Below are 21,683 nucleotides of genomic sequence, written 5' to 3'. Positions count from 1 at the left end.
CTGAAACCCTGTTCCCATGCGGGTTTTTCAAGATTTTCCCAAAAAAGGCGTGCAATTTTCCAGTGTTTGTGCTAATATGACCATAGTCAGGCGCCACAACGTAGGCGCAATACCTATTTAGGAGGATTTTCTTATGAACAAAAGTGAATTGATCTCTGAAGTTGCGTCTAAAACCGCACTGCCCAAAAAAGATGCTGAAAAAGCTGTCAACGCCTTCATCGATACGGTAAAAGAAGCGGTTGCCAACAAAGATAAAGTACAGCTGATCGGCTTCGGCACGTTTGAAGCTCGTGTACGCAACGCCCGCAACGGGAAGAATCCTCGCACTGGCGAAACCATTAAAATCGCAGAAGCCAATGTTCCTGCTTTCAAAGCTGGCAAGGCTTTCAAGGATGCCGTCAACAAATAAGAGGCAGACTCCGCAACCTGATGCCCCGGCATCAGGTTGCTTTTTTATCCAGGCAGCATGACGGATATTGTCTCAAGAGGGAAGGGCAAGCGTATGATTTCCAAAGACAAGACCCAGAAGCGCTTTCTGATCCTGGTCCTGTTCTGCTGCCTGCCACTGATCGTCAGTGCAGTCCACCAGGGCTACCGGATCTTCCAGATCCATCAGGAAAGTGTACGGACCGAGAAAAAAGTCGAAAAACTGAAAAAAGAAAATGCCGCCCTGGCAGAAGAAAAACAAAACCTGGGCGATCTGAAATATATTGAAAAAGTGGCTCGGGATGAGCACAATATGGTAGGGAAGAACGAAATTCCCCTGTTCATGGTAAAAAATAACCAGGGTTCCAAATAGGAATCCTGGTTATTTTTTGTTCCTTAGCAAGTATGACAAGAGAAGCATCCGGGGAGCAAGCCGGCTTGTCGCCGCCGGGCAGGGCACCCCTTGCCGACGCAAAGTCGCCTCCCTGCCATTTTCTGCCTCGCCGTTCCAATCCGCCTTCCGCCAACGCGCTTCGCTTGAACGAGGCTCACGGCGGATGAGCGAAACAGAAAATGGCTTTACGCTCGGCTCCATGGTCGGCCAGCGGCACCCTGCCCGCCTGAGGGAGTACGGTATCGCTATGATCTCAACGCTGTAGGGGTCAATCGTCCTGATCGACCCGCTTACAGACCTGCCTGGCGTGCAAAAAATTCTCTCCCAATCACTACCCACTATCCACCAGCCACTGAAAAAGAGGTTGTGATTTTCACAACCCCTTTTTTGTTTTTTATTCTTCTTTCCCGAACACCTTTTCCTTCAGCGCCTTACCCGTCCTGGTTACAGCCAGGCCGCCGCCGGCGGTTTCTTTCAGGCTGGCAGGCAGGGCATTGCCCACCGCCTGCATGGCTTCGATGCATTCGTCCACAGGGATGCAGGAATGGATCCCGGACAGGGCCATGTCGGCGGAGGAGAAGGCGATGACCACGCCACTGGCATTCCGTTTGATGCAGGGGATTTCCACCAGTCCGGCCACCGGGTCGCATACCAGTCCCAGCTGGTTGGCAATGGCCATGGCACAGGCATCAGCTGCCTGCCGGGGCGTTCCCCCGGCCAGTTCTACCAGAGCCGCTGCCGCCATCCCGGAGGCACTGCCACATTCAGCCTGGCAGCCGCCCTGGGCACCGGCGATGCAGGCGTTCTGGGCGATGACCATGCCGAAGGCACCGGCGGTGAAGATGGACATAATCACGTCCTTCCGATCCGCCCCTTTTTCTTCCAGCATGGTCAGCAGGCACCCGGGCAGGATGCCGCAGCTGCCGGCAGTGGGGGTGGCCACGATCCGGCCCATGGAGGCGTTGCAGCCGGCCACGGACAGAGCCCGGGCAATGGCGTGATTGAGGAAGGTGCCGGCCAGGCCGCCGCCGGTCTGTTTCACGTATTCGTTCATTTTCCAGCCTTCGCCGCCGGTGAGCCCGGAGGTGGACTTCTGGTCCTTCCGGGAACCGAATTTCACGGCATCGCTCATCACGTCCAGGTCCGTGGACATTTTATCGAACAGTTCCTCCGGCCGCTGTTCCAGGGCTTCTGCCTGGTCGGCCAGTACCAGTTCGCTGATTTTCCGGCCGCTCTTTTCGGCGGCTTCTACAAGTTCTGCAATGGATGAATAGCTAAACATAGGGCCCTCCTTAAATGGCACGGATCAGGATCACGTTGGTGACATTCTGTACGGAACGGATATCATCGATCATCCCTGCAGGAGGCATGCCGTCGATTTCAATGGTCATCATGGCGATGCCGCCTTTCACCGGACGGGACAGCTTGAAGTTGCCGATGTTCACATCCTTGTATTTTTGCCACATGATGTTGGTCACCGCTGCGATGACCCCCGGACGATCGTAATGGGGCACCAGGATGGTGTTGTGTTCACCGGTGAAGTCCACCTTCATGCCGTTGATGTAATCCACCCGGATGTTGCCGCCGCCGATGCTGGCCCCCTGTACCGTGCATTTGGTGCCGTTCACACCGGTCACCATGATCCGGGCCGTATTGGGATGGGTGTTGGGGATATCCTTTGGAATGAAGTGGTAGGTAATGCCTTCCTGGTCCGCAATCTTGAAGATACTGCGGATTTCAGAGGAATAGCTGTGGTAGCCCAGCACGCCGGCCAGCAGGGCCCGGTCGGTGCCATGGCCCTTGTAGGTACGGGCAAAGGAACCGGACAGTTCCACTGTCACGTCCTGGGGCTTTTCGTTGTTCATGACCTTGTTGGCCACCCGCCCCAGCCGGCAGGCACCGGCTGTATGGGAACTGGAGGGACCGATCATCACCGGTCCGATGATATCGAATATATTCATGATGTACCTCCTGAAAGGAATAGAAAAACGCTCTGCTCTTTTCTTTGGCTTCCTGGCAATGTCCTTGTACGTCAGAAAGGATAGCAACGAAGGGAGTCGGTGTCAAGTATTCGCTGCAGGGATGAAAGAAAGTGGGAGAAAAGAGCAGAGCGTTTTCAGCAGAAATTATTTTTTGATCCAGGTTTTGTAGATTTTGTCCACCACAACGGCAATGGCATTATCTCCGGATACGTTGCAGGCAGTCCCGAAGGAATCCTGGGTGATGTACAGCGCAACCATCAGGGCACAGATGGGACCGTTGGGGTCACCCAGCTCTTTGCCGAAGATCATCCACAGGAAGGGCAGGGCCGTCATGATGGAGCCGCCGGGAGCACCCGGAGAAGCCACCATGGCAACGCCCAGGGTCATAATGAAGGGTACGACCGTGCCCAGGTGGATGGGGATCTGGTACATCAGACAGACCGCCGTTGCACAGGCTGTAATGGTGATCATGGAACCGCACATATGGATGTTGGCGCACAGGGGAATGACGAAGTTGCGGATCTGTTCACAGACTCCATCCGCTTTGGAGCATTCCAGGTTGACAGGGATGGTGGCGGCGGAAGACTGGGTCCCCAGGGCTGTGGTATAGCCGGGGATCTGGTTCTTCATCAGCGTGAAGGGGTTTTTGCCGCTGAAGGAGCCGGCCACCATGAATTGTACGAACAACAGGAACAGATGCATGGCGATGACCACCAGGAAAACTTTCCATAATACACTCAGGATGACGAAGGTCTTGCCGGAACGGGTCATGTCCACAAAGGTACCGCAGATGTACAGCGGCAGCAGGGGGACGATGGCGTGGGTCAGGACCTGGTCGATGATGGCAGAGAAATCTTTGAAGCTGTTATACAGGGTATCCCCGATGGTCTTGCCCCGCAGGGAAGACAGGCACAGGCCGATGATGAAGGCCAGCACCACAGCGGAAATGGTGTCCAGGATGGGCGGGATGGCAATGGTGAAGAACGGCGGCAGGCTCTTGCCGGCGGTTTTGGCCAGTTCATCCAGTACCCCGGCGCTGATGAAGGACGGGAACAGGTTGTCAGCCACAAAGAAGGAGAAGGTACCGCCCACCAGGGTGGAACCGTACGCGATGCAGGCAGTGATCAGCAGCAGTTTGCCGGCGCCCTGGCTCAGGTCCGCGATGCCCATGGTCACATAGGCCAGGATCATCAAGGGAATGACGAATTTCAAAAAGTTACTGAAGATGCCGGATAAGGTCACGACGGTGCGGCATACATCTTCGGGCAGATACTGTCCGATCAGGATACCAATGATGATGGCAATGATAATTTTTGGTACAAGACCGAGTTTCATGAAAATAAACCTCCCCTGAAATTGCAAACCTCATTCCCGCCGGCAGGGAACGATGCGTTTGACTTTTCTGTGTATTCAGTGTACTATGAGCACAGGCATAAATCAAATTAATAAACTCGATTGATTCGATGAAAAAAATTGATAATTGAAAGGAATCCTTGACAAAATGGAACTAAGACAGTTAAAGAGCTTTCTGAAAATTGCGGAAGTGCAAAGTTTTTCAGAAGCAGCAAAAGAAATGGGATACTCACAGTCCGCTCTGAGTGTACAAATACATTCTCTGGAACAGGAACTGGGGGTGAAGCTGTTTGATCGGATGGGCAGACAGGTGACGTTGACACCTCCCGGGGAAGAACTGTCCCGAAGGGCCCAGCCCATCCTCCAGGAAGTGGACGAACTGGAGGGGGTCATGCACGATCGGCCTCCGGCAGCGGCCCTGCGGCTGGGCATGATCGAAAGCCTGTGCAAGGCCCGGATGCCACAGATGGTGGACTATGTGTCCCGGCACTATCCCCAGCTCCACATCACCATCACCATCGATTCCCCCAGTGTGCTGCTGGATGCCATGAACCACAACAAGGTGGACCTGGTCTATGTGCTGGACAAACCTCTCTATGATACAAAATGGGTGAAAGTGTTCCAGCGCCGGGAAAATATCGTATTCGTCGCTTCCATTGATTCCCCTTTGGCCGCCCGGAAGGACATCCCCCTGGAAGAGGTGATCCGCCAGCCCTTTTTCCTGACGGAAAAGGCCGACAACTATCGGCTGAGCCTGGACCAGCACCTGGCCGCCCGGCAGCTGGCCCTGGATCCTCTCCTGGAAGTGAGCGATACCGGGTTCATCCTGGACATGGTCCAGCGGAACCTGGGGCTTTCCTTCCTGCCCCAGTATGTGGTGGAGAACAGCATCTATCGGGACCAGCTCCAGGTGCTGGACGTGAAGGATTTCCGCATGCACATGTACCGGCAGCTGTTCTACCATAAGGACAAATGGCTGACCCAGGCCATGAAGCTGTTCCTTTCCATGGCCGGGGGGCCGGAAGGCGGGGGAACCGGGGGAAGATCCTCCGGGAATTTGCTGGAAAAACCGCTCTGACCCTTGCACCGGATGGGGGAGTATGATATAATTGTCAAGCGTTAATGTCGGGATATATTAATGCAAGTTTGAGAAAGAGGTGTTTGAAGAATGAAAAAAGGAATTCATCCTAACTACGGTGAATGCACCGTAATTTGTGGCTGCGGGAATACATTCAAAACTGGTAGTGTGAAAAAGGAACTGCGCGTGGACGTTTGCTCCAAGTGCCATCCTTTCTTCACTGGCAAACAGCGTGATATGAGCGCTCAGGGCCGGATCCAGAAATTCAACAAACGGTACGGCAAAGACGCAAAATAAAAAAAGCGCACGGAAAAGGAGTGACTTGCAGACGCTGCAGCACTCCTTTTGTTGTATCTGAAAGCGGATAAAGGAGCGTGTATGGGACATAAATTGAGCGTCGGTGGCCAGGCGGTCATCGAGGGCGTGATGATGCGGGGACCGGGGAAGATCGCCGTGGCAGTGCGCAAACCCAATGGGGAGATTACCGTGGACCTGAAACCTGCCGGCAGCATCAGCGACCGGTATCCCATCCTGAAGAAACCTTTCCTGCGGGGGGTGGTTTCCCTGGTGGAATCCCTGGTCTACGGCATGAAGGCCCTGTCTTTTTCGGCCCAGGCCTCCGGGGAGGAAGAGGAGGAAAAGATGAGCAGCCTGGAACTGGCCGGGACCATTGCCTTCTCTGTGGGGCTGGCCATCCTGCTGTTTGTGGTGCTGCCCACGGGAGCCATGAAGCTGCTCCAGAATGCGGGGATGCATCCGGTGGTGCTGAACCTGTGCGAAGGGTTGCTGCGGCTCTGCATTTTCCTGCTCTACATCTGGGGAATCTCCCGCCAGAAAGACATCCAGCGGGTGTTCCAGTACCACGGAGCGGAGCACAAGACCATCTATACCTATGAACACGGACTGCCCCTGCGGGTGGAGAATGTGCGGCCCTTTTCCACGCTGCACCCCCGCTGCGGCACCAATTTCCTGATGATCGTCATGCTCATCAGCATCTTCATCTTTACGTTCCTGGGCTGGCCCAGCCTGTGGGAGCGGATCCTTTCCCGGATCCTGCTCATGCCGGTGGTGGCAGGTCTCAGCTACGAAATCATCCGGTTTGCCGGTAAGCACATGGACAAGCCCTGGGTGCGGACGGCCATCCTGCCCGGGCTGGCCCTGCAGAAGCTGACTACCCGGCAGCCGGACGACGATCAGATCGAGGTGGCCATCGCTTCTCTGAAAGCGGTGCTGCCGCCGGAAGAAATCATTGAATAATGGGGAATATATATGTTTGAGAATATGGATAAACTGCAGGAGCTGGAAGACAAGTATCTGGATCTGGAAGCCAAGATCAGCGATCCGGAGATCATTGCCCGGCAGGACCAGTGGCAGAAATATACCCGGGCCCATTCCAAACTGACAGAGATTGTCACGGTGTATCGGGAATACAAGAAACTGGCCCAGTCCTGGAAGGAAGACCAGGAAATCGTCAAGGCAAAGGAAGATCCGGAACTGGCGGCCATGGCCGAAGAGGAGCTGAAGGAACTCCAGCCACAGATCGAAGCGTACGAAGACAGGCTCACCATCCTGCTGCTGCCCAAAGATCCCAACGATGAGAAGAACATCATCATGGAGATCCGGGCCGGGGCCGGTGGCGATGAAGCAGCTCTGTTCGCCGGGGACCTGTTCCGCATGTACACCCGCTATGCCGAGCAGAAGGGATGGAAGGTGGAACTGATGGACTCCAGTCCCACCGGACTGGGCGGCTTCAAGGAAGTGGTGTTCATGGTCAGTGGTACCGATGTGTACAGCCACATGAAGTTCGAAAGCGGTGTCCATCGGGTGCAGCGGGTACCGGAAACGGAAGCCCAGGGCCGGGTGCACACGTCCACGGTGACGGTGGCCGTCATGCCCGAGGCCCAGGAAGTGGATGTGGACCTGAACATGAATGACGTGCGGGTGGACTATTACCGGGCCAGCGGTGCCGGCGGCCAGCACGTGAACAAAACGTCTTCCGCTGTGCGGATGACCCATCTGCCCACGGGCATCGTGGTCCAGTGCCAGAACGAACGGAGCCAGCTCCAGAACCGGGAAAAATGCATGCAGATGCTGCGGGCACGGCTCTATGAGATGGAAACGGAAAAACAGCAGGAGGCCCTGGATGCGGACCGGAAGAGCCAGGTGGGGACCGGGGACCGGAGTGAACGGATCCGGACCTACAACTATCCCCAGGGCAGGGTCACCGATCACCGGATCGGTCTGACCCTGCACAAACTGACGGACATCATCAACGGGGATCTGGACGAGCTGCTGGGCGCTCTTATGAATGCCGAGCAGGTCAAAAAACTGCAGCAGGTGAAATAAATGCAGGAACAGAAGACGGTTTGGACCATTTTGAAGATCCTGGACTGGACCCGGCAGTACTTTGCCTCCAAAGGGGTGGAGAACCCGCGCCTGGATGCGGAAGTGCTGCTTTGTGCGGTGCTCCGCAAAAGCCGGATCCAGCTGTACACCAATTTCGACGAGCCCCTGCAGGAAAACGAACTGAAGCAGTATCGGACCTACGTGGCCCGGCGGGCCGCCCGGGAACCGGTGGCCTACATCCTGGGGAAAAAGGGCTTCATGGACTATGAGTTCAAGGTGACCAGGGATACCCTGATCCCCCGGCCGGAAACCGAGCTGCTGGTGGAGAACCTGATCCGGCTCAACAGAGAGAAGGGACCCCGGCGGATCCTGGATCTGGGCTGCGGCAGCGGGGCCATCATCGACTCCCTGCTGGGCGGTTTGCCGGAAGCCACCGGGATGGCCGTGGACATCAATCCCGGCGCCGTGGCGGTGACCCGGGAGAACGCAGAAACCATCGGGGTGGCGGACCGGCTGGAAGTGCTGGTTTCCGACCTGTATGCCAGGGTGCCCCGAGAGCCCAAATTCCAGGTGGTGGTCTCCAATCCGCCCTATATCCCGGAAGGAGATCTGCCAGGGCTGCAGCAGGAAGTGCAGAAGGAACCCCGGGCTGCCCTGGACGGGGGAAAAGATGGGCTGGATTTCTATCGGCGGATCCTGGAGGACATCTGGCAGGTACTGGACCCCAGAGGCATGGTGGCCTTTGAAATCGGCATCCATGAAGGGGAGCCGGTGGCGGAATTGTGCCGGAAAGCCGGTTTCGATTGTGTGAAAGTCTGCAGAGACTATGGTGATGTGGAACGGATGGTCTTTGCCGGGAAAGGGGATTCGGACTATGGTCACGAAATACTGGAAATTAAAGAACGATGAACCGCTGGAACCTCAGCTGGAGCAGGCTGCCCAGCTGCTGCGGGAAGGCGAAGTGGTGGCGTTCCCTACAGAGACCGTTTACGGTCTGGGAGCTGACGGCCTGAACGGGGATGCCTGCCGGAAAATCTATGCAGCCAAGGGGCGGCCGGCGGACAATCCGCTGATCCTGCACATCAGCGAAATGGAGGAAATCGAGCCCCTGACCTCCGGGCTGTCTCCCATGGCGAAGAAGCTGATGGCGGCTTTCTGGCCAGGGCCCATGACCCTGATCGTACCCAAGTCCTCCATCATCCCGGAAGTGGTGACGGCAGGCCAGGAAACGGTGGCAGTCCGGTTCCCCAGCAACCAGGTGGCCCGGAAACTGATCCATCTGGCCGGCCGGCCCATTGCAGCGCCTTCTGCCAACAAAAGCGGCAAGCCCAGTCCCACCAATGCCCGGGATGTTCTCCAGGATATGGACGGGGTCATCGGCGGCGTGCTGGACGGCGGCAGCTGTGACATCGGGGTGGAGAGCACCATCATCGATACCACCGGTCCTGTTCCGGTGATCCTCCGCCCGGGCGGCATCACCGAAGAAATGATCCAGGAGGTCATGGGGGACGTGAAGCTGGATCCGGGGCTGGTGCGTCCTGATCAGAAGCCCAAAGCCCCGGGGATGAAGTACCGTCATTATGCGCCCAAGGCGCCCATGTACCTGATCGAAGGACCGGAAGCCGGACTGGGAGTGATCCGGGCAGCCATACTGGCGGAAGCCGGCGGCCTGAAGGTGGGGGTGCTGGCCCTGGATGAGACCATCAAACACCTGCCCCGGGTCCATCCCAATCTGGTGATCTGTGACGGGGGCCATGACCTGGCTTCCCTGGCGGAGAACCTGTACACGGAGCTGCGGGAATTCGACCGGCAGCAGGTGGATGTGATCCTGGGTGAAGGGGTGGCTACCCATGACCTGGGACTGGCCATCATGAACCGGATGCGCAAGAGCGCCGGGCACAATATCCTGGTGTACGAAAACGGCCTGTACCGTCTCCAGAGCGGCCAGGCACCGGAATTCCTCCAGGCCATGCTGGAATGAATCAGGGGAACTGACGTACAAGGTGCGCCAGTTCCCTTTTTGTGATACAATATTCCTGATATGCAGGAATGCATTTGGATGAAAATAAGGGGGCCAATGGATATGAAAATTATGATCGGCTGTGATCACGGCGGTTTTGAATTGAAGCAGGTACTGATCAAATACCTGCAGGACAAAGGCTATGAAGTGGAAGATGCCGGGTCCTACACCCCGGAGCGGGTGGACTATCCGGACTATGCTGAAAAAGTGGGCAAAGCAGTGGCGGCCGGCAAGGCAGAACAGGGCATCCTGATCTGCGGCACCGGCCTGGGCATGAGCATCGCTGCCAATAAGATCCACGGCATCCGGGCCGCTGTCTGCGGGGACTGCTACAGCGCCGAAAAGGCCCGGGAACACAACAATGCCAACATCCTGTGCCTGGGCGCACGGGTCCTGGGCACCGGCCTGGCCGAACAGATCGTGGACGCCTATCTGGGCGCTTCCTTCCTGGGCAGTTACCATACCCAGCGGGTAGAAAAGATCATGGCCCTGGAGAAATAAAAAGCGGGTGATCGTATGAGCGAAACCATGAATCTGGAAAAAATCGCACAGGAAATCGAGGAAGATGCGGAAGAACTGATCAGCGTAGCCAAGGCCAGATCCGGTCAGGTCTTCGTGGTGGGCTGCAGCAGCAGTGAAGTGCTGGGCAACAGAATCGGCACCGGCGGCTCCATGAAGCTGGCCAGGGTGCTGTATACCACCTTGCACAAGGTCTGCCGCAAACACAAGTTGATCCTGGCAGCCCAGTGCTGTGAGCATCTGAACCGGGCCCTGGTGGTGGACCGGAAGGCCATGGAAAAATTCGGCTGGCAGCAGGTCACCGTACGGCCCATCGAACACGCCGGCGGCGCTTTTGCAGCCAATGCCTACAATGAACTGAAGAACCCGGTGGTGGTGGAAGAAATCCAGGCCGATCTGGGACTGGATATCGGCCAGACCCTGATCGGCATGCACCTGAAACGGGTGGCCGTCCCGGTACGGCTGTCCCGGAAGAAACTGGGCAGTGCCATCCTTACGGCAGCACGCACCCGTCCGCCTCTGATCGGCGGGGAACGGGCCGTCTACAAATAAAGTTTCCGGCTGGTCCAGCGGGACATTCCATTGGAGGAGGAACGACATGAATCAACAACCTTTGAATCAGGCTGATCCTCAGGTAGCGGCAGCTATCGGAGAAGAACTGGGAAGACAACGGCATAAGATCGAACTGATCGCATCGGAGAACTTCGTCTCTCCGGCTGTGATGCAGGCCATGGGGACTGTCCTCACCAACAAATATGCGGAAGGATATCCCGGCCACCGGTACTATGGCGGCTGCGAATTCGTGGATAAAGTGGAAGAACTGGCCCGGCAGAGAGCCTGCCAGCTGTTCGGTGCGGAACATGCCAACGTACAGCCCCACTGCGGCGCCAACGCCAACCTGGCTGCCTTCTTCGCCTTTGTGAAGCCCGGTGATACGGTCATGGGCATGAATCTGTCCGAAGGCGGGCACCTGTCCCACGGATCCCCTGTCAACATTTCCGGCAAATACTTCCATATCGTTCTCTACGGCGTGGATCCGGAAACGGAACGGATCGACTATGACAAACTGGAAAAGATTGCGAAAGAATGCCGGCCGAAGATGATCATCGGTGGTGCCAGCGCCTATCCCCGGATCATCGACTTTGAACGGATGGCGGCCATCGCCCATGAAGTGGACGCCGTCCTGATGATCGATATGGCCCACATTGCCGGCCTGGTGGCTGCCGGACTGCATCCCAGCCCGGTTCCCTATGCGGACGTGGTGACCACCACCACCCACAAGACCCTGCGCGGGCCCCGGGGCGGCATGATCCTGTGCCCGGAAAAATATGCCAAGCAGGTTGACAAGGCAGTATTCCCCGGCACCCAGGGCGGCCCGCTGATGCACATCATTGCAGCCAAGGCCGTTGCGCTGGGAGAAGCCCTGAAACCGGAATTCAAGGAATACCAGAAACAGATCATCAAAAACGCCGCTGCCATGGCGGATGAACTGACGAAACAGGGACTGCGGCTGGTTTCCGGCGGCACCGACAACCATCTGGTGCTGGTGGATACCCGGTCCAAGAACCTGACCGGCAAGGATGCGGAACATATGCTGGATGCCATTGGCATCACCTGCAACAAGAACACCATCCCCAACGATCCGGAAAGCCCCTTCGTCACCAGCGGTATCCGTCTGGGTGCCCCTGCTGCCACCACCCGCGGCTTCAAGGAAGACGATTTCCGGGAAGTGGCCAGGATCATCGGCCTGGTGCTGAGCAATCCCGGCAGGGAAGAAGCCCAGAAAGAAGCAGCCGGCCGGGTGGCTGCCCTGTGTGAAAAATATCCCCTGTATCCGAATCTGTAATTGGGAAAGGAGCCCGAAATCCATGCAAGTCCATGTTGTGAACCATCCCCTGATCAAAGAAAAGATGACCCATTTGCGGGATAAAAAGACCCAGCCCCGGAACTTCCGGCGCCTGCTGGACGAAATTGCCCAGCTGCTGCTGTTCGAAGTGACCCGGGATCTGCCCCTGCGGGAAACGAAAGTGACCACGCCTCTGGCGGAAACCACCGGATATGAACTGGCGGTCAGCGGCATCACGGTAGTACCCATCCTGCGGGCCGGTCTGGGATTCCTGGATGCGGTGCTGGATCTGATCCCCGAAGCACGGGTAGGACACATCGGCCTGACCCGGGACGAGGAGACACTGGAACCCATCAAATACTATTGCAAGATCCCCAAGGACAAGGATGCGGAGATCATCCTGATCGACCCCATGCTGGCAACCGGCGGCAGTGCCGCTGCGGCCCTGACCATGCTGAAAGCGGACGGGTATAAACACTTCCGCTTCATGTGTCTGGTGGCTGCACCGGAAGGGGTGGAACTGGTGAACAGGGAACATCCGGACGTGCCCATCTATACGGCTGCCCTGGATGACCATCTGAATGAACATGGTTACATTGTACCGGGCCTGGGCGATGCCGGGGACCGGGTATTCGGAACGGTGGAATAAAAATGGACAGACCCGATTGGGATAGTTACTTTATGGAAATCGCCGAGGTGGTTTCCAAACGATCCACCTGTCTGAGACGGAAGGTGGGCGCTGTGCTGGTGAAGGATCGGCAGATCCTGGCCACCGGGTATAACGGGACCCCCAAGGGCCTGCCCCACTGCGAAGAAGTGGGGTGCCTGCGGGAGAAACTCCATGTGCCCAGTGGACAGAACCATGAACTGTGCCGGGGCATCCATGCGGAACAGAACGCGGTGATCCAGGCGGCGGTCAACGGGGTATCCACCCAGGGGGCCACACTCTACTGTACCCATCAGCCCTGTGTGGTGTGCTCCAAAATCCTGATCAACGCCGGGATCAAACGGATCGTGTACGCCCATCCCTATCCGGACAAGCTGGCCCAGGAAATGCTCCACAGCGACACGGCATTGCAGCTGGAAGAATTCCATAAGAAATGAAAAAAATGAGACTGTCTGAGGACAGTCTCATTTTTTGTCGTCCATCTGCGGCTGGGACGGTTCGATCCCTTCCAGCAATTTCTCCACATTCTCCGTATCGTACTCGATCTGTTCCGACCAGCGGCGGGCGGCTTCCAGCGGGTCGCCGGTGAGGGCCGCCTTCAGGAAGATGTACTGGGTGCTCTGGCGGGCATACTGGATCAGGGTTTCCGGCCCGTACGCGTCCAGCTTGTCCAGCTGGCGGTAGAGGATGAAATGGTAGAACCGGTCAAACAGGTCGGGATCACAGGTTGCCGTGTAAGCCTGCTGCCGGGTCATCAGGAGGGGAAGCTGTTCCGGCAGCTGCTCCATTTCCCTGGTCCAGGCAGGGTCGATGGGCTCTGTTTCCGCCAGCTGCTGTAAGATTTTTTTTGTTTCTGCTTCCGTAAGGATGGGCCTGAAATGATCCAGTTCCGCCGGGATGGGACCCCAGCCCATGTCCTCCAGCAGTTCCGGAAGGGTGCAGCGCTCTCCCGTATCTTCATTCCGGAACTGGATGGGCCCCTTCAGTCTGCCCAGGATTTCACAGGTCTCCTCGCAGCACAACCCGGTTCCGCACAGGGTGTATTCCTCGATTTCGTCGTCCACGTGGGTGAAGAACCGGGGATGGACGGCGCAGATGTCACACAGGGCATCGTCCCCCAGTTCCTTCACCACCTGGCACAGTCCGTCCGGTTCCAGCAGGGGGCAGAAGCCCCTGTCATTCAGCCTGAAATGCCATCCTTCCCGGCTTTTCTCCATGGAAGCCCGCAACTTTTCGCCCAGAGGTCCCTCCAGGTGCTGGTAATAGGCAGCCGTATCCTCGTCGATGTCGATGATCCAAACCTGGCAGCAGGTGTGCCGGCAGGCACCTCCCTTGCAGTGGAAATCGTTGAATCCGTCCGGAATCAGAGAAATCATAAGCCCAGCCTCTTTTCCTATGTGATGGAATCCATTATATCATGAAAAATCCCGGCACTTGGGGAAAACATTGGAATTTTCTTGACGATGTATGGTAAAATATAAGCTAGTGAATTGTGAGTCATGACTTGTTTCATAAGAAACAGCCAGAGAAGTACGAGGGGATTTGTATGATCAAGAGAGAAAAAACTGCCTTGGAAGCGGAGTTCCATCCGTATAAGACGCGGACAGGGGGAGCCACCGTTACGGTATTCGTGCCGTACGACTGTCAGAACCACTGCCCCTTCTGTGTCAATAAAGAAGAATATGCCGATGCCACCGGCTTTTCCCTGGAGGCCATCTGCCACAGCATTGAGACCATGGACAAGATGACCCCCTACTGTGATTTCGTCTTTACCGGGGGTGAGCCTCTGGCCAATCTGAAAAGCCTGCAGGTGATGCTGGACAAGGTGTCGCCCACCCATCACATCTACATCAACACCACCCTGCCGGTAAATGTCCATCAGACCGAGGCGGAACTGCTGGCGTTCCTGGACCGTAACGCCGACAAGATCAGCTGCCTGAACATTTCCCGCCATATGCAGCATTACGTGGAAGAATCCAACGATGCCCTGCTGGCCAAACTGCCGGTACGGTTCCGGATCAACTGCGTGCTGTACAAGAAGTATCCCCGGGAACAGCTGATCCCCTTCATGGAACGGTTCCGCCGAGTCCATGCACCTTCCATCCAGTTCCGGTTCGATTACACGGAGACCACCCCGGAGAATCTGTATGACGAGCCCCATGACCAGATCCTGAAAGATCTGAAACAGGTGGCCTGCTATACGGGCCTGGACGGCTGCCGGATGCGGTGCGGGTTCCATTTCAGGTACAAGGACCTGGAACTGGTGTACCACAAGACATTGCCGTACAGCACCATTGTGGAAAAAGATCCGGAAGACGGCAAAGTATATGCCATCCTGTACGATATCCTGATCAAGCAGAACGGTCGGATCGATTCCGACTGGGATGGTACGGTCATGGATCTGGATGCCTATGCCCGCTGCAAATTCGAACCCTACGATTTGAAGTGGCTGGAGCGGGTATCTCCCAAACAGATCGAAGAGGAAAAGGAAGAGCTGCTGCAGGCTGAACCCTGTACCGCCATGTAACTGGAAACGCTGTGGAAATATTTTTTTCACAGCTTTTTTTTGCTATAATAAGGAAGATTTGTAGAAAAGCAGAAGGGAAGGATTCTTATGAAACTGGAAGACGTACGCAAAAAAATCGATGCCATCGATCCCCAGCTGCGGCAGCTGCTGATGGAACGGATGGACTGCTCCAAACTGGTGGCTGAGGCCAAACAGGCCGCCGGCGAAACCAATATCTACCGGGCCGACCGGGAACAGGCCATCCTGCAGCGCCTGAGCCAGGGTGTGCCGGAGGACCGCAAGCCCGAATACCTGGCCGTGGTGCGCAAGATCATGGAAACCAGCCGCATGTACCAGTACGGCATGCTGTTCGACTGGAATCCCCAGCTGTTCGCTGACCTGGCCAGGGATATCCAGATCAAAGCCGACGGGACCAAAGTGGTGGTGCGCATGACCCGTCCGGATCAGCCCAATGCCATGAGCAGCATCCTGAATATGGTGGGGGATTACGGCTACAACATGCAGTATATGCAGCTCCTGAGTTTCAACCGGCCCGAGAAGACGGTCACCTTCGACCTGACCATTCTGGGCAATCTCAGCGAAACCAACATGCAGAAGCTCATGTTCCAGCTGTCCAAAGAAAGCCAGGACTTTAAGATCCTGGCCTGTGAGTAAGGGGCGGCCATGAGCAAATCCACGAAAGATTGGCTCTGGCTGGTGATCTCTCTGGCGGCCGGATTCGCTGTGCGCCTCTTTCCGGCACCATCTCCCCTGACTCCGGAAGGGCTGGCGGTGCTGGGCATCTTCCTCAGCTCCCTGCTCATGTGGATCACCATTTCCATCGACTGGCCCAGCCTGATCACCATTTTCCTGCTGGGCTTTTTGCCCCATTTCGGTTTTGCGGGTACGCTGAAAGGGACCTTCGGGAATACCACTGTGGCTTTCCTGCTGTTTACTTTCATGCTGGTATACCCCCTGTCCAAGACCCACTTTGTCCGGCGCTGCACCGTGACCTTCATTACCAATGCCATTGCCCGGCGGGGTCCCTGGTCCTTTGTCAGCTTCCTGTTCTTCGCAGTCACCTTCATGGGCCTGTTCATCTCGCCCTCTGTACTGTTCGTGGCCTTCATGCCTTTTCTGGAGGATATCTTCCAGGTGCTGGAGCTGAAGAAAGGGAGTCCCTCTGCCAACATGATCATGCTGGGAACGGCCTTCTGCATCAGCCTGTCCTCCGGTATGACCGCCATCGGCCACGTGTGGCCCACCATGGCCATCGGGTACTATACGGCGGCTACCGGCCGGGATGTGAACCAGTTCCAGTACATGGCCATGGGCATCCCCACCGGGATCCTGCTGGTGGTGCTTCTGCTGCTGGTGTTCAAATTCCTGTATCGTCCCGATGACATCCATACCATCAATCCCCAGAAGGCCATGAGCCTCCGGGGCATGGTACCCAAGGCGGATGCCCGGGAATGGATCATCCTGGGGACCATGGCACTGGTGGTCCTGCTGTGGGTGGGGCCAAGCCTGGTGAAGGGCATCCACCCCGGCCTGTACAAGGCCATCAGCAAGTGTACGACGGCCATGCCGCCGCTGCTGGGCTGCATCATCCTGTTCATCACCCGTCATGAAGGCAAGCCCATCATGGACTTCAAAGAAGTCATGACCAAAGGGGTCCTGTGGGCGTCCATCGTCATGACCGGTGCCGCCACCATGCTGGGTTCCGCTCTGACCCATAACGAAATGGGGATCAAGGCCTGGCTCAGCGGCCTTTTGGCACCGGTGGCCAGCGGCCTGCCCATCCTGGGACTGATCCTGTTCTTCTTCGCATGGTGCGTGCTGGAGACCAATTTCTCTTCCAACATCGTTACCACCACCGTGGTCAGCGCTGTGGCCCTGTCCGTGTGCCAGGCCCTTCCGGCCGGGACCATCTCCGTGGGTGCCGTGGTGTGCCTGATCGGGTTCGGCGCAGGGATCTGCAACATGACTCCGGCTGGTCAGTCCACCATCAACACCGTAGCCATCGGGTCCGGCTGGACCAGCGCCCGGGATATGTTCGTGTGGGGTGGCGTATTCGCGGTGCTGGCTATTTTGGCCATGACCTTTGTAGGTTATCCCATTGGGGCGCTGATTTTGGGATAAAAGTCAAAAGCATGGAGTCGGGGGTTGTTGCACGTTGTATGCAACACCCCCGACTTTTTGCTATAATAAACAGGAATCGATGATGGGAGGTTGGAAAAGATGGTCAAATTTTGTCCTCATTGCGGGAAGGCCTTGGAGCCGGGGAATCGGTTCTGCCCTTCCTGTGGGAAAGAGGTTGAGAAAATAAAGAGCAAAACGGCAGCGGGGGGGCGGACCTCTGCACCGGCCGGAGGGAAATCTCCTTCTGGTGCAAGGAACAGGATCCTGGCAGGCGGACTCATCGTACTGATTCTCCTGGGAGGAGGCGCTTTTTATCTTCAGCAGCAGAAATCTCGGGAGGCTTCCCAAGCTGCAGCCATAGCGGCCCAGGAAGCGAATCAGGAAAAGAAGGAAAAGCCGGCGGATATCCAGGACACCAAAGATCCCATTGCTGCCGTCCAGAAGATCATGGATCAGGAAGGTCTTTCAGGGAAAGTGATGGCCACCTCCTATGGCCATGATTCCCAGGGCAGCCTGAGCCTGATCGGGGGTAAGGGACGCCGTCTTCTGGTCATCGATGAAAAAAATCACCAGAAGGCGTTTGTGGAAGCCACCTCCCAGCTGTACCGCTTCATCGATAACCGTACCGGTAGCCGGCCGCCTGTGACCTTCCAGATGCGGGTCCTCAACGAGAAGCCCGGAGAGGATGAAAAAGAAGGGTACTGGGATGGGACCAGCCATGTGATCCCCATCTATGCCCAGTATTCTTTCGACGGAGAGGGCCGGGTGGTCCCGGGGATGCTGAATACGGGACGGGGCGCACGACCTTCCCATTACCAGGATGTTCTCAAGGAACAGCGCCATGTGGACCTGGCCAATCTGGTCCTGACGGAAATGCAGGCCCTCCACGAAAATGCCAACGCCCACAATATCACGCTGTAAGTTTCCTGTCCAGAAAAGGAAAGGGTGATTCCATGTTTTGTATGAACTGCGGCACCAAACTGCCGGATAACGCCAAATTCTGTTATAACTGCGGAGCGAAGATCCCGGAAGGCTTGGGACCGGAGGGCGCGGCCGCCCCGGAAAGCCCGGAGCCATCGGCTCCTGCTGCTTCGCAAAGCGCTGTTCCCGTGGAACCTGCAGTTCCGGAGGAAGCGCCTGCAGCTGCAGAAAATGCCCTGCCGGCGGCAGACCAGGAAGTGCCCGGCAGCCATTTCACGGTGCTGGGGACGTACCAGGTGGAACTCCCCCGGGCCACGGCGCTGTACAACCAGCTGTGGGCGCCTTTTAACCGGGAAGGGCTGCGGGCGGCCGATCGGGCCCAGGAGGAACTGAGCAACCACCTGAAGGAACATGAAGTGGACAATCCGGTGGAGTTTTCTTCCCGGGTGCTGCAGTACTGTATGGCGGCCTGTGATCCGTTTTTTGAAAAAGCCGTGGATCTGCTCCTGGAATATGGCATTGATTATGTCACCAAAGACGATCTCCGTGACAAGCTGGTAGAGACCATGGGAAAAACGGATCTGGTCCATGCCATGCAGGAGGACCAGGAAGCCATCCAGGCATACCAGCAGGAGCTGGCGGTGGAAGCTCAGGCCAATAAAGCCAACTGGCAGGGCGGGGGCTTCGGGATCACCGGGGCTATCAAGGGAGCCATCAAAGCCCAGATGCTCAATACGGCCCAGGACGCACTCAGCTCTCTGGGACGGACCCTCACCGGCAATTCGTATTCTGCCCGACTCCAGCGGTTCATCAAGGAACGGATCAGCCAGTGGGATTATCCGGAGATGGCCTGGGATTTCATCAGCGGGATCTGCCGGTATGACCTGTTCGCCCTGGTCCACAGAATGCTGGTGGAAAAGGGCAGTGTCCCGGCCACCCACTTTGATACCCACAAGGCGGACAGCCGGCGGAAAAATCTGCTGGAACGGTTCGCAGGGGGAAAAATCACCCAGGAAGAGATGATGGAGGGCTTCTGCCGTTGTCTGGAAATCACAGGGAATTCGCTGCCTGTCTATGAACAGATGATCCTCCTGGATCCGGAAGCAGCCAGGGATGTGTTCCAGATGGCGGCGGCAGAGGGGTATGAACTGTCTCTGGCCCGCCGGATCCGGGACGAATATATCGACAACCGGGAAATCGTGAAAAAGTTCAAGGTCCCGGATTGGATGCCCCAAAATCTTCCTCTGCATGTGTATCCCGTCTATGGTCCCGGCATGCTGGAAGCTACGCTGATCCTCCTCCGTGAAGACCCGGGAGATTTCGATCAAAACCAGGACGGAAGGGTGGATATCGCACTGATGGGGACCCCGGATCATTACTGGATTCCTTCCTGGGCGGAACACATCAATTTCTGGGGCATGGAAAAGAGCTGTGCAGTCCTGGAGCTGGAACAGCCGGAAAAGACCGATTGGGCCGGCCAGGACGTCCATTTCCATCTGGTGGATTTTGCCGGGGAAGCCGGGGATTGGGCAGAAAAGGAACAGACAGAAAAACTGCAGGCAGCCCAAAAAGCCTTGGAGGCCGGGGAAAAAGAGAAAGCCCTGGCGGCTTTTACGGCTGCCCGGGAATGGGGAAGCGGGGAAGCCGCCTATCAGGCCGGCCTGCTCCATCAGGAACAGAAGCAGGAAGCAGCGGCGGAATGGGCTTTTGTGGAAGCTGCCGTGCTGGGAAAAAAGGAAGCCGCCTGGCAGGTGTACCAGATGCTGAAGGCAGTCAGGCCGGAACAGAGCCGGGTCTTCCTGAAACTGGCGGCGGAAGCGGTCAGGGATCTGGAAATCAGCGAGAACTATACCGAAGCCATCGCCTGGTACCGAAAGCTGGCAGAAGAAAAAGACGGAACAGCCTGTCTCCGTCTGGGATGGATGGTCAGCCAGGGAGAAGGCGCGGAAAAAGATGCTGGAAAAGCCCTGGAATGGTATGAGAAAGCCGTGGAATACGGTTGTGAAGATGCCAGGAAGAATCTGGGGGAACTGGCCTTTTCCCTGGGACAGCAGGCAGAAGAAAAAGCCGGGAATGGAACTGGGAATCAGGCCTTCCAAGACAGAATGCTGGCTCTGGAATATTACCGGAAGGCCCAGGCACAGGAACAGGATGGGGCCATGGAAAAAGTCAGGGACCTGGCGCTGGCCCTTGGCAAAGAAAGGGAGCAGCAGGGCCGGGATCAGGAAGCCCTGGCCTTTTACGAGGAATCCATGGCGCTGGACAGCCAGGACGCACGGCTCCAGGCGGCTCGGCTCCGGGTGGATCCGCAAAAGGAAACATACGATTTGGGGAAGGCTCTGGATTGTTATCGGAAGGCCATCCGGGCGTCCCGGCAGCCGGATGCTGTCCAGGAAGAATGGAATGATCGGAAAGCCCGGGTGCCTCTGGCAGATCGGGTGGCCTGCCTGACGGAAAAAGTCGAACAGGACCAGGAAGAATTTCCTTTTTATTATGTGGGAAATCGGCTTTCCGGTCCCCTGGACAATGCCATGCAGGCCTATGGGAGCAGCGGCGGCGTCCAGCGGGACCAGGTGGTGCTCCTCTGCGATTCCACCCATTCTGTCCTGTGGGGGAAGGGCGAACAGGGATTCCTGATCACCCGCAACGGACAGCTGGTCAGCTCCCGGGGAATCCGGATCTCTCTGGATCAGATGGGACCGGTGGAGTACGAGAACAACGCCTTGGTGGAAGCTGCTTCCGGTACGGTACTGGCTCACTTCAAGACCCAGGACCTGGGAGATGAGGATTTCTGCAGTCTGTTCAATGAAATCGTCCTGCTGCCCCATCCGGAAAAACAGGAAGCAGCGGAGCCTTCTGCCCCGCGGGAAGAACCACCTGCAGCCCGGCCGGTTCCAGGATCGGAGGAGAAACGGGTATGCTCCCGGTGCGGGGCTCCCGTCAAGCCAGGGGCACGATTCTGTGACCAATGCGGCAATCCGCTGGAGTCTCAGGGAGTTCCGGAAGCCAGCCCCGCAGAAGGGCAGGGGAAAAACCCTCCAGGGAAGGACCACAGGGAGGCGATCCTGGCTTTCTGCCGGGAATTCCAGGAAAAAATTTCCACCCCGTACTATTTCCGCTGCACGCCCCATATTCCGGAGAAAAAATTGCGGAACGCCATGGCAAGCTATGGGACCCGGGGCGGAATCCGGCCGGAAGATGTACTGGTGCTCTGTGACTGTACCTTGTTCGGCAGTGCCAAAGAAGGCTTCCTGCTGACGGCGGACCGGCTGGTTGCCCCGACGGGGAGCTTTGCCCTGGAGGAATGTGGGGAAATCATTCCTGCCAAAGGGATGACGGACAGCAAAGTGATCCTGATGCCCCAGGATGTGGAGATTGCAAATATGCCTCCCAGCGACGAACAGACGCTGTTTGTCCAGTTCTTTAATGAAATCGTTAAGAAATAGGAGGCAGCACCGGACAAAGAAGTCTGTGTTGCTGACT

The 21,683-nt window shown here is 56.9% G+C and carries 22 protein-coding genes; 18 read left to right on the top strand and 4 right to left on the bottom strand.

Features of this window, described 5'->3' with window-relative positions; all coding sequences use genetic code 11:
• Positions 1-133: 133 nt before the first annotated feature.
• Both BQ5462_RS10410 and BQ5462_RS10405 read left to right on the top strand, forming a co-directional pair.
• The gene (locus BQ5462_RS10410; protein WP_071143227.1) at positions 134-409 is read left to right on the top strand and encodes an HU family DNA-binding protein; all 276 of its coding nucleotides are present in this window, start codon (positions 134-136) and stop codon (positions 407-409) included.
• A gap of 93 nt (positions 410-502) precedes the next feature.
• The gene (locus tag BQ5462_RS10405) at positions 503-799 is read left to right on the top strand and encodes an FtsB family cell division protein (protein ID WP_159429692.1); all 297 of its coding nucleotides are present in this window, start codon (positions 503-505) and stop codon (positions 797-799) included.
• Between the two features lie 415 nt (positions 800-1,214).
• On the opposite strand, the gene sdaAA is transcribed toward BQ5462_RS10405, so the two are convergent.
• The 3 genes from sdaAA to BQ5462_RS10390 all read right to left on the bottom strand — a co-directional run bounded on the left by sdaAA (position 1,215) and on the right by BQ5462_RS10390 (position 4,137).
• Complete coding sequence (gene sdaAA / locus BQ5462_RS10400; RefSeq protein WP_071143226.1) at positions 1,215-2,102, bottom strand: L-serine ammonia-lyase, iron-sulfur-dependent, subunit alpha; 888 nt, start codon at positions 2,100-2,102, stop codon at positions 1,215-1,217.
• Between the two features lie 10 nt (positions 2,103-2,112).
• Entirely contained in the window at positions 2,113-2,781 is a 669-nt protein-coding gene (gene sdaAB, locus BQ5462_RS10395) for an L-serine ammonia-lyase, iron-sulfur-dependent subunit beta (RefSeq protein ID WP_071143225.1), read from the bottom strand.
• Positions 2,782-2,946: 165 nt separating this feature from the next.
• The gene (locus tag BQ5462_RS10390) at positions 2,947-4,137 is read right to left on the bottom strand and encodes a dicarboxylate/amino acid:cation symporter (RefSeq protein WP_071143224.1); all 1,191 of its coding nucleotides are present in this window, start codon (positions 4,135-4,137) and stop codon (positions 2,947-2,949) included.
• Positions 4,138-4,303: 166 nt separating this feature from the next.
• On the opposite strand from BQ5462_RS10390, the gene BQ5462_RS10385 reads away from it, so the two are divergent.
• The 11 genes from BQ5462_RS10385 to BQ5462_RS10335 all read left to right on the top strand — a co-directional run bounded on the left by BQ5462_RS10385 (position 4,304) and on the right by BQ5462_RS10335 (position 13,068).
• Positions 4,304-5,233 (top strand): LysR family transcriptional regulator, encoded by a 930-nt coding sequence (locus tag BQ5462_RS10385; protein WP_083378135.1) that lies wholly within the window; start codon positions 4,304-4,306, stop codon positions 5,231-5,233.
• Between the two features lie 90 nt (positions 5,234-5,323).
• Positions 5,324-5,530 carry a 50S ribosomal protein L31 gene (rpmE, locus tag BQ5462_RS10380; RefSeq protein WP_071143223.1) on the top strand — a complete coding sequence of 69 codons (207 nt, stop codon included), beginning with the start codon at positions 5,324-5,326 and terminating at the stop codon, positions 5,528-5,530.
• Positions 5,531-5,611: 81 nt separating this feature from the next.
• Positions 5,612-6,490, top strand: a complete 879-nt coding sequence (locus BQ5462_RS10375) for a DUF1385 domain-containing protein (protein ID WP_071143222.1) — start codon at positions 5,612-5,614, stop codon at positions 6,488-6,490.
• Positions 6,491-6,502: 12 nt separating this feature from the next.
• A complete protein-coding gene (gene prfA / locus BQ5462_RS10370; protein WP_071143221.1) occupies positions 6,503-7,579 on the top strand; it encodes a peptide chain release factor 1 in 1,077 nt (358 codons plus the stop codon).
• Positions 7,580-8,488 (top strand): peptide chain release factor N(5)-glutamine methyltransferase, encoded by a 909-nt coding sequence (gene prmC / locus BQ5462_RS10365; protein WP_071143220.1) that lies wholly within the window; start codon positions 7,580-7,582, stop codon positions 8,486-8,488. It abuts the gene before it with no gap.
• Positions 8,454-9,560: an L-threonylcarbamoyladenylate synthase gene (locus BQ5462_RS10360; protein ID WP_071143219.1), complete on the top strand. Its 1,107-nt coding sequence runs from the start codon at positions 8,454-8,456 to the stop codon at positions 9,558-9,560. The genes prmC and BQ5462_RS10360 overlap by 35 nt, the downstream gene beginning before the upstream one ends.
• 102 nt (positions 9,561-9,662) lie before the next feature.
• Positions 9,663-10,100 carry a ribose 5-phosphate isomerase B gene (rpiB, locus tag BQ5462_RS10355; protein WP_071143218.1) on the top strand — a complete coding sequence of 146 codons (438 nt, stop codon included), beginning with the start codon at positions 9,663-9,665 and terminating at the stop codon, positions 10,098-10,100.
• 27 nt (positions 10,101-10,127) lie between these two features.
• Entirely contained in the window at positions 10,128-10,670 is a 543-nt protein-coding gene (locus BQ5462_RS10350; protein ID WP_071143384.1) for a TIGR01440 family protein, read from the top strand.
• A 46-nt stretch (positions 10,671-10,716) separates the two neighbouring features.
• Positions 10,717-11,964: a serine hydroxymethyltransferase gene (gene glyA / locus BQ5462_RS10345; RefSeq protein ID WP_071143217.1), complete on the top strand. Its 1,248-nt coding sequence runs from the start codon at positions 10,717-10,719 to the stop codon at positions 11,962-11,964.
• 22 nt (positions 11,965-11,986) lie between these two features.
• Positions 11,987-12,613: a uracil phosphoribosyltransferase gene (upp, locus tag BQ5462_RS10340; protein ID WP_071143216.1), complete on the top strand. Its 627-nt coding sequence runs from the start codon at positions 11,987-11,989 to the stop codon at positions 12,611-12,613.
• Between the two features lie 2 nt (positions 12,614-12,615).
• Complete coding sequence (locus BQ5462_RS10335) at positions 12,616-13,068, top strand: deoxycytidylate deaminase (protein WP_071143215.1); 453 nt, start codon at positions 12,616-12,618, stop codon at positions 13,066-13,068.
• A 27-nt stretch (positions 13,069-13,095) separates the two neighbouring features.
• Here BQ5462_RS10335 and fliB read toward each other — a convergent pair whose 3' ends face one another.
• Entirely contained in the window at positions 13,096-14,007 is a 912-nt protein-coding gene (fliB, locus tag BQ5462_RS10330) for a flagellin lysine-N-methylase (RefSeq protein WP_071143214.1), read from the bottom strand.
• Between the two features lie 170 nt (positions 14,008-14,177).
• On the opposite strand from fliB, the gene BQ5462_RS10325 reads away from it, so the two are divergent.
• The 5 genes from BQ5462_RS10325 (at position 14,178) to BQ5462_RS10305 (ending at position 21,646) form a co-directional block, all read left to right on the top strand.
• Positions 14,178-15,158: a 4Fe-4S cluster-binding domain-containing protein gene (locus BQ5462_RS10325; RefSeq protein ID WP_071143213.1), complete on the top strand. Its 981-nt coding sequence runs from the start codon at positions 14,178-14,180 to the stop codon at positions 15,156-15,158.
• 87 nt (positions 15,159-15,245) lie between these two features.
• Positions 15,246-15,812: a chorismate mutase gene (locus tag BQ5462_RS10320; RefSeq protein WP_071143212.1), complete on the top strand. Its 567-nt coding sequence runs from the start codon at positions 15,246-15,248 to the stop codon at positions 15,810-15,812.
• Between the two features lie 9 nt (positions 15,813-15,821).
• Complete coding sequence (locus BQ5462_RS10315; RefSeq protein WP_071143211.1) at positions 15,822-17,279, top strand: SLC13 family permease; 1,458 nt, start codon at positions 15,822-15,824, stop codon at positions 17,277-17,279.
• Between the two features lie 99 nt (positions 17,280-17,378).
• Positions 17,379-18,200 carry a zinc-ribbon domain-containing protein gene (locus tag BQ5462_RS10310; protein WP_071143210.1) on the top strand — a complete coding sequence of 274 codons (822 nt, stop codon included), beginning with the start codon at positions 17,379-17,381 and terminating at the stop codon, positions 18,198-18,200.
• Positions 18,201-18,232: 32 nt separating this feature from the next.
• Positions 18,233-21,646 (top strand): zinc-ribbon domain-containing protein, encoded by a 3,414-nt coding sequence (locus tag BQ5462_RS10305; protein WP_071143209.1) that lies wholly within the window; start codon positions 18,233-18,235, stop codon positions 21,644-21,646.
• The last annotated feature ends 37 nt before the right edge of the window (positions 21,647-21,683 follow it).

Origin of the sequence: Acidaminococcus timonensis (assembly GCF_900106585.1) — a bacterium.
Classification (GTDB): domain Bacteria; phylum Bacillota; class Negativicutes; order Acidaminococcales; family Acidaminococcaceae; genus Acidaminococcus; species Acidaminococcus timonensis.
This window is presented reverse-complemented; position numbering and strand designations above follow the sequence as displayed.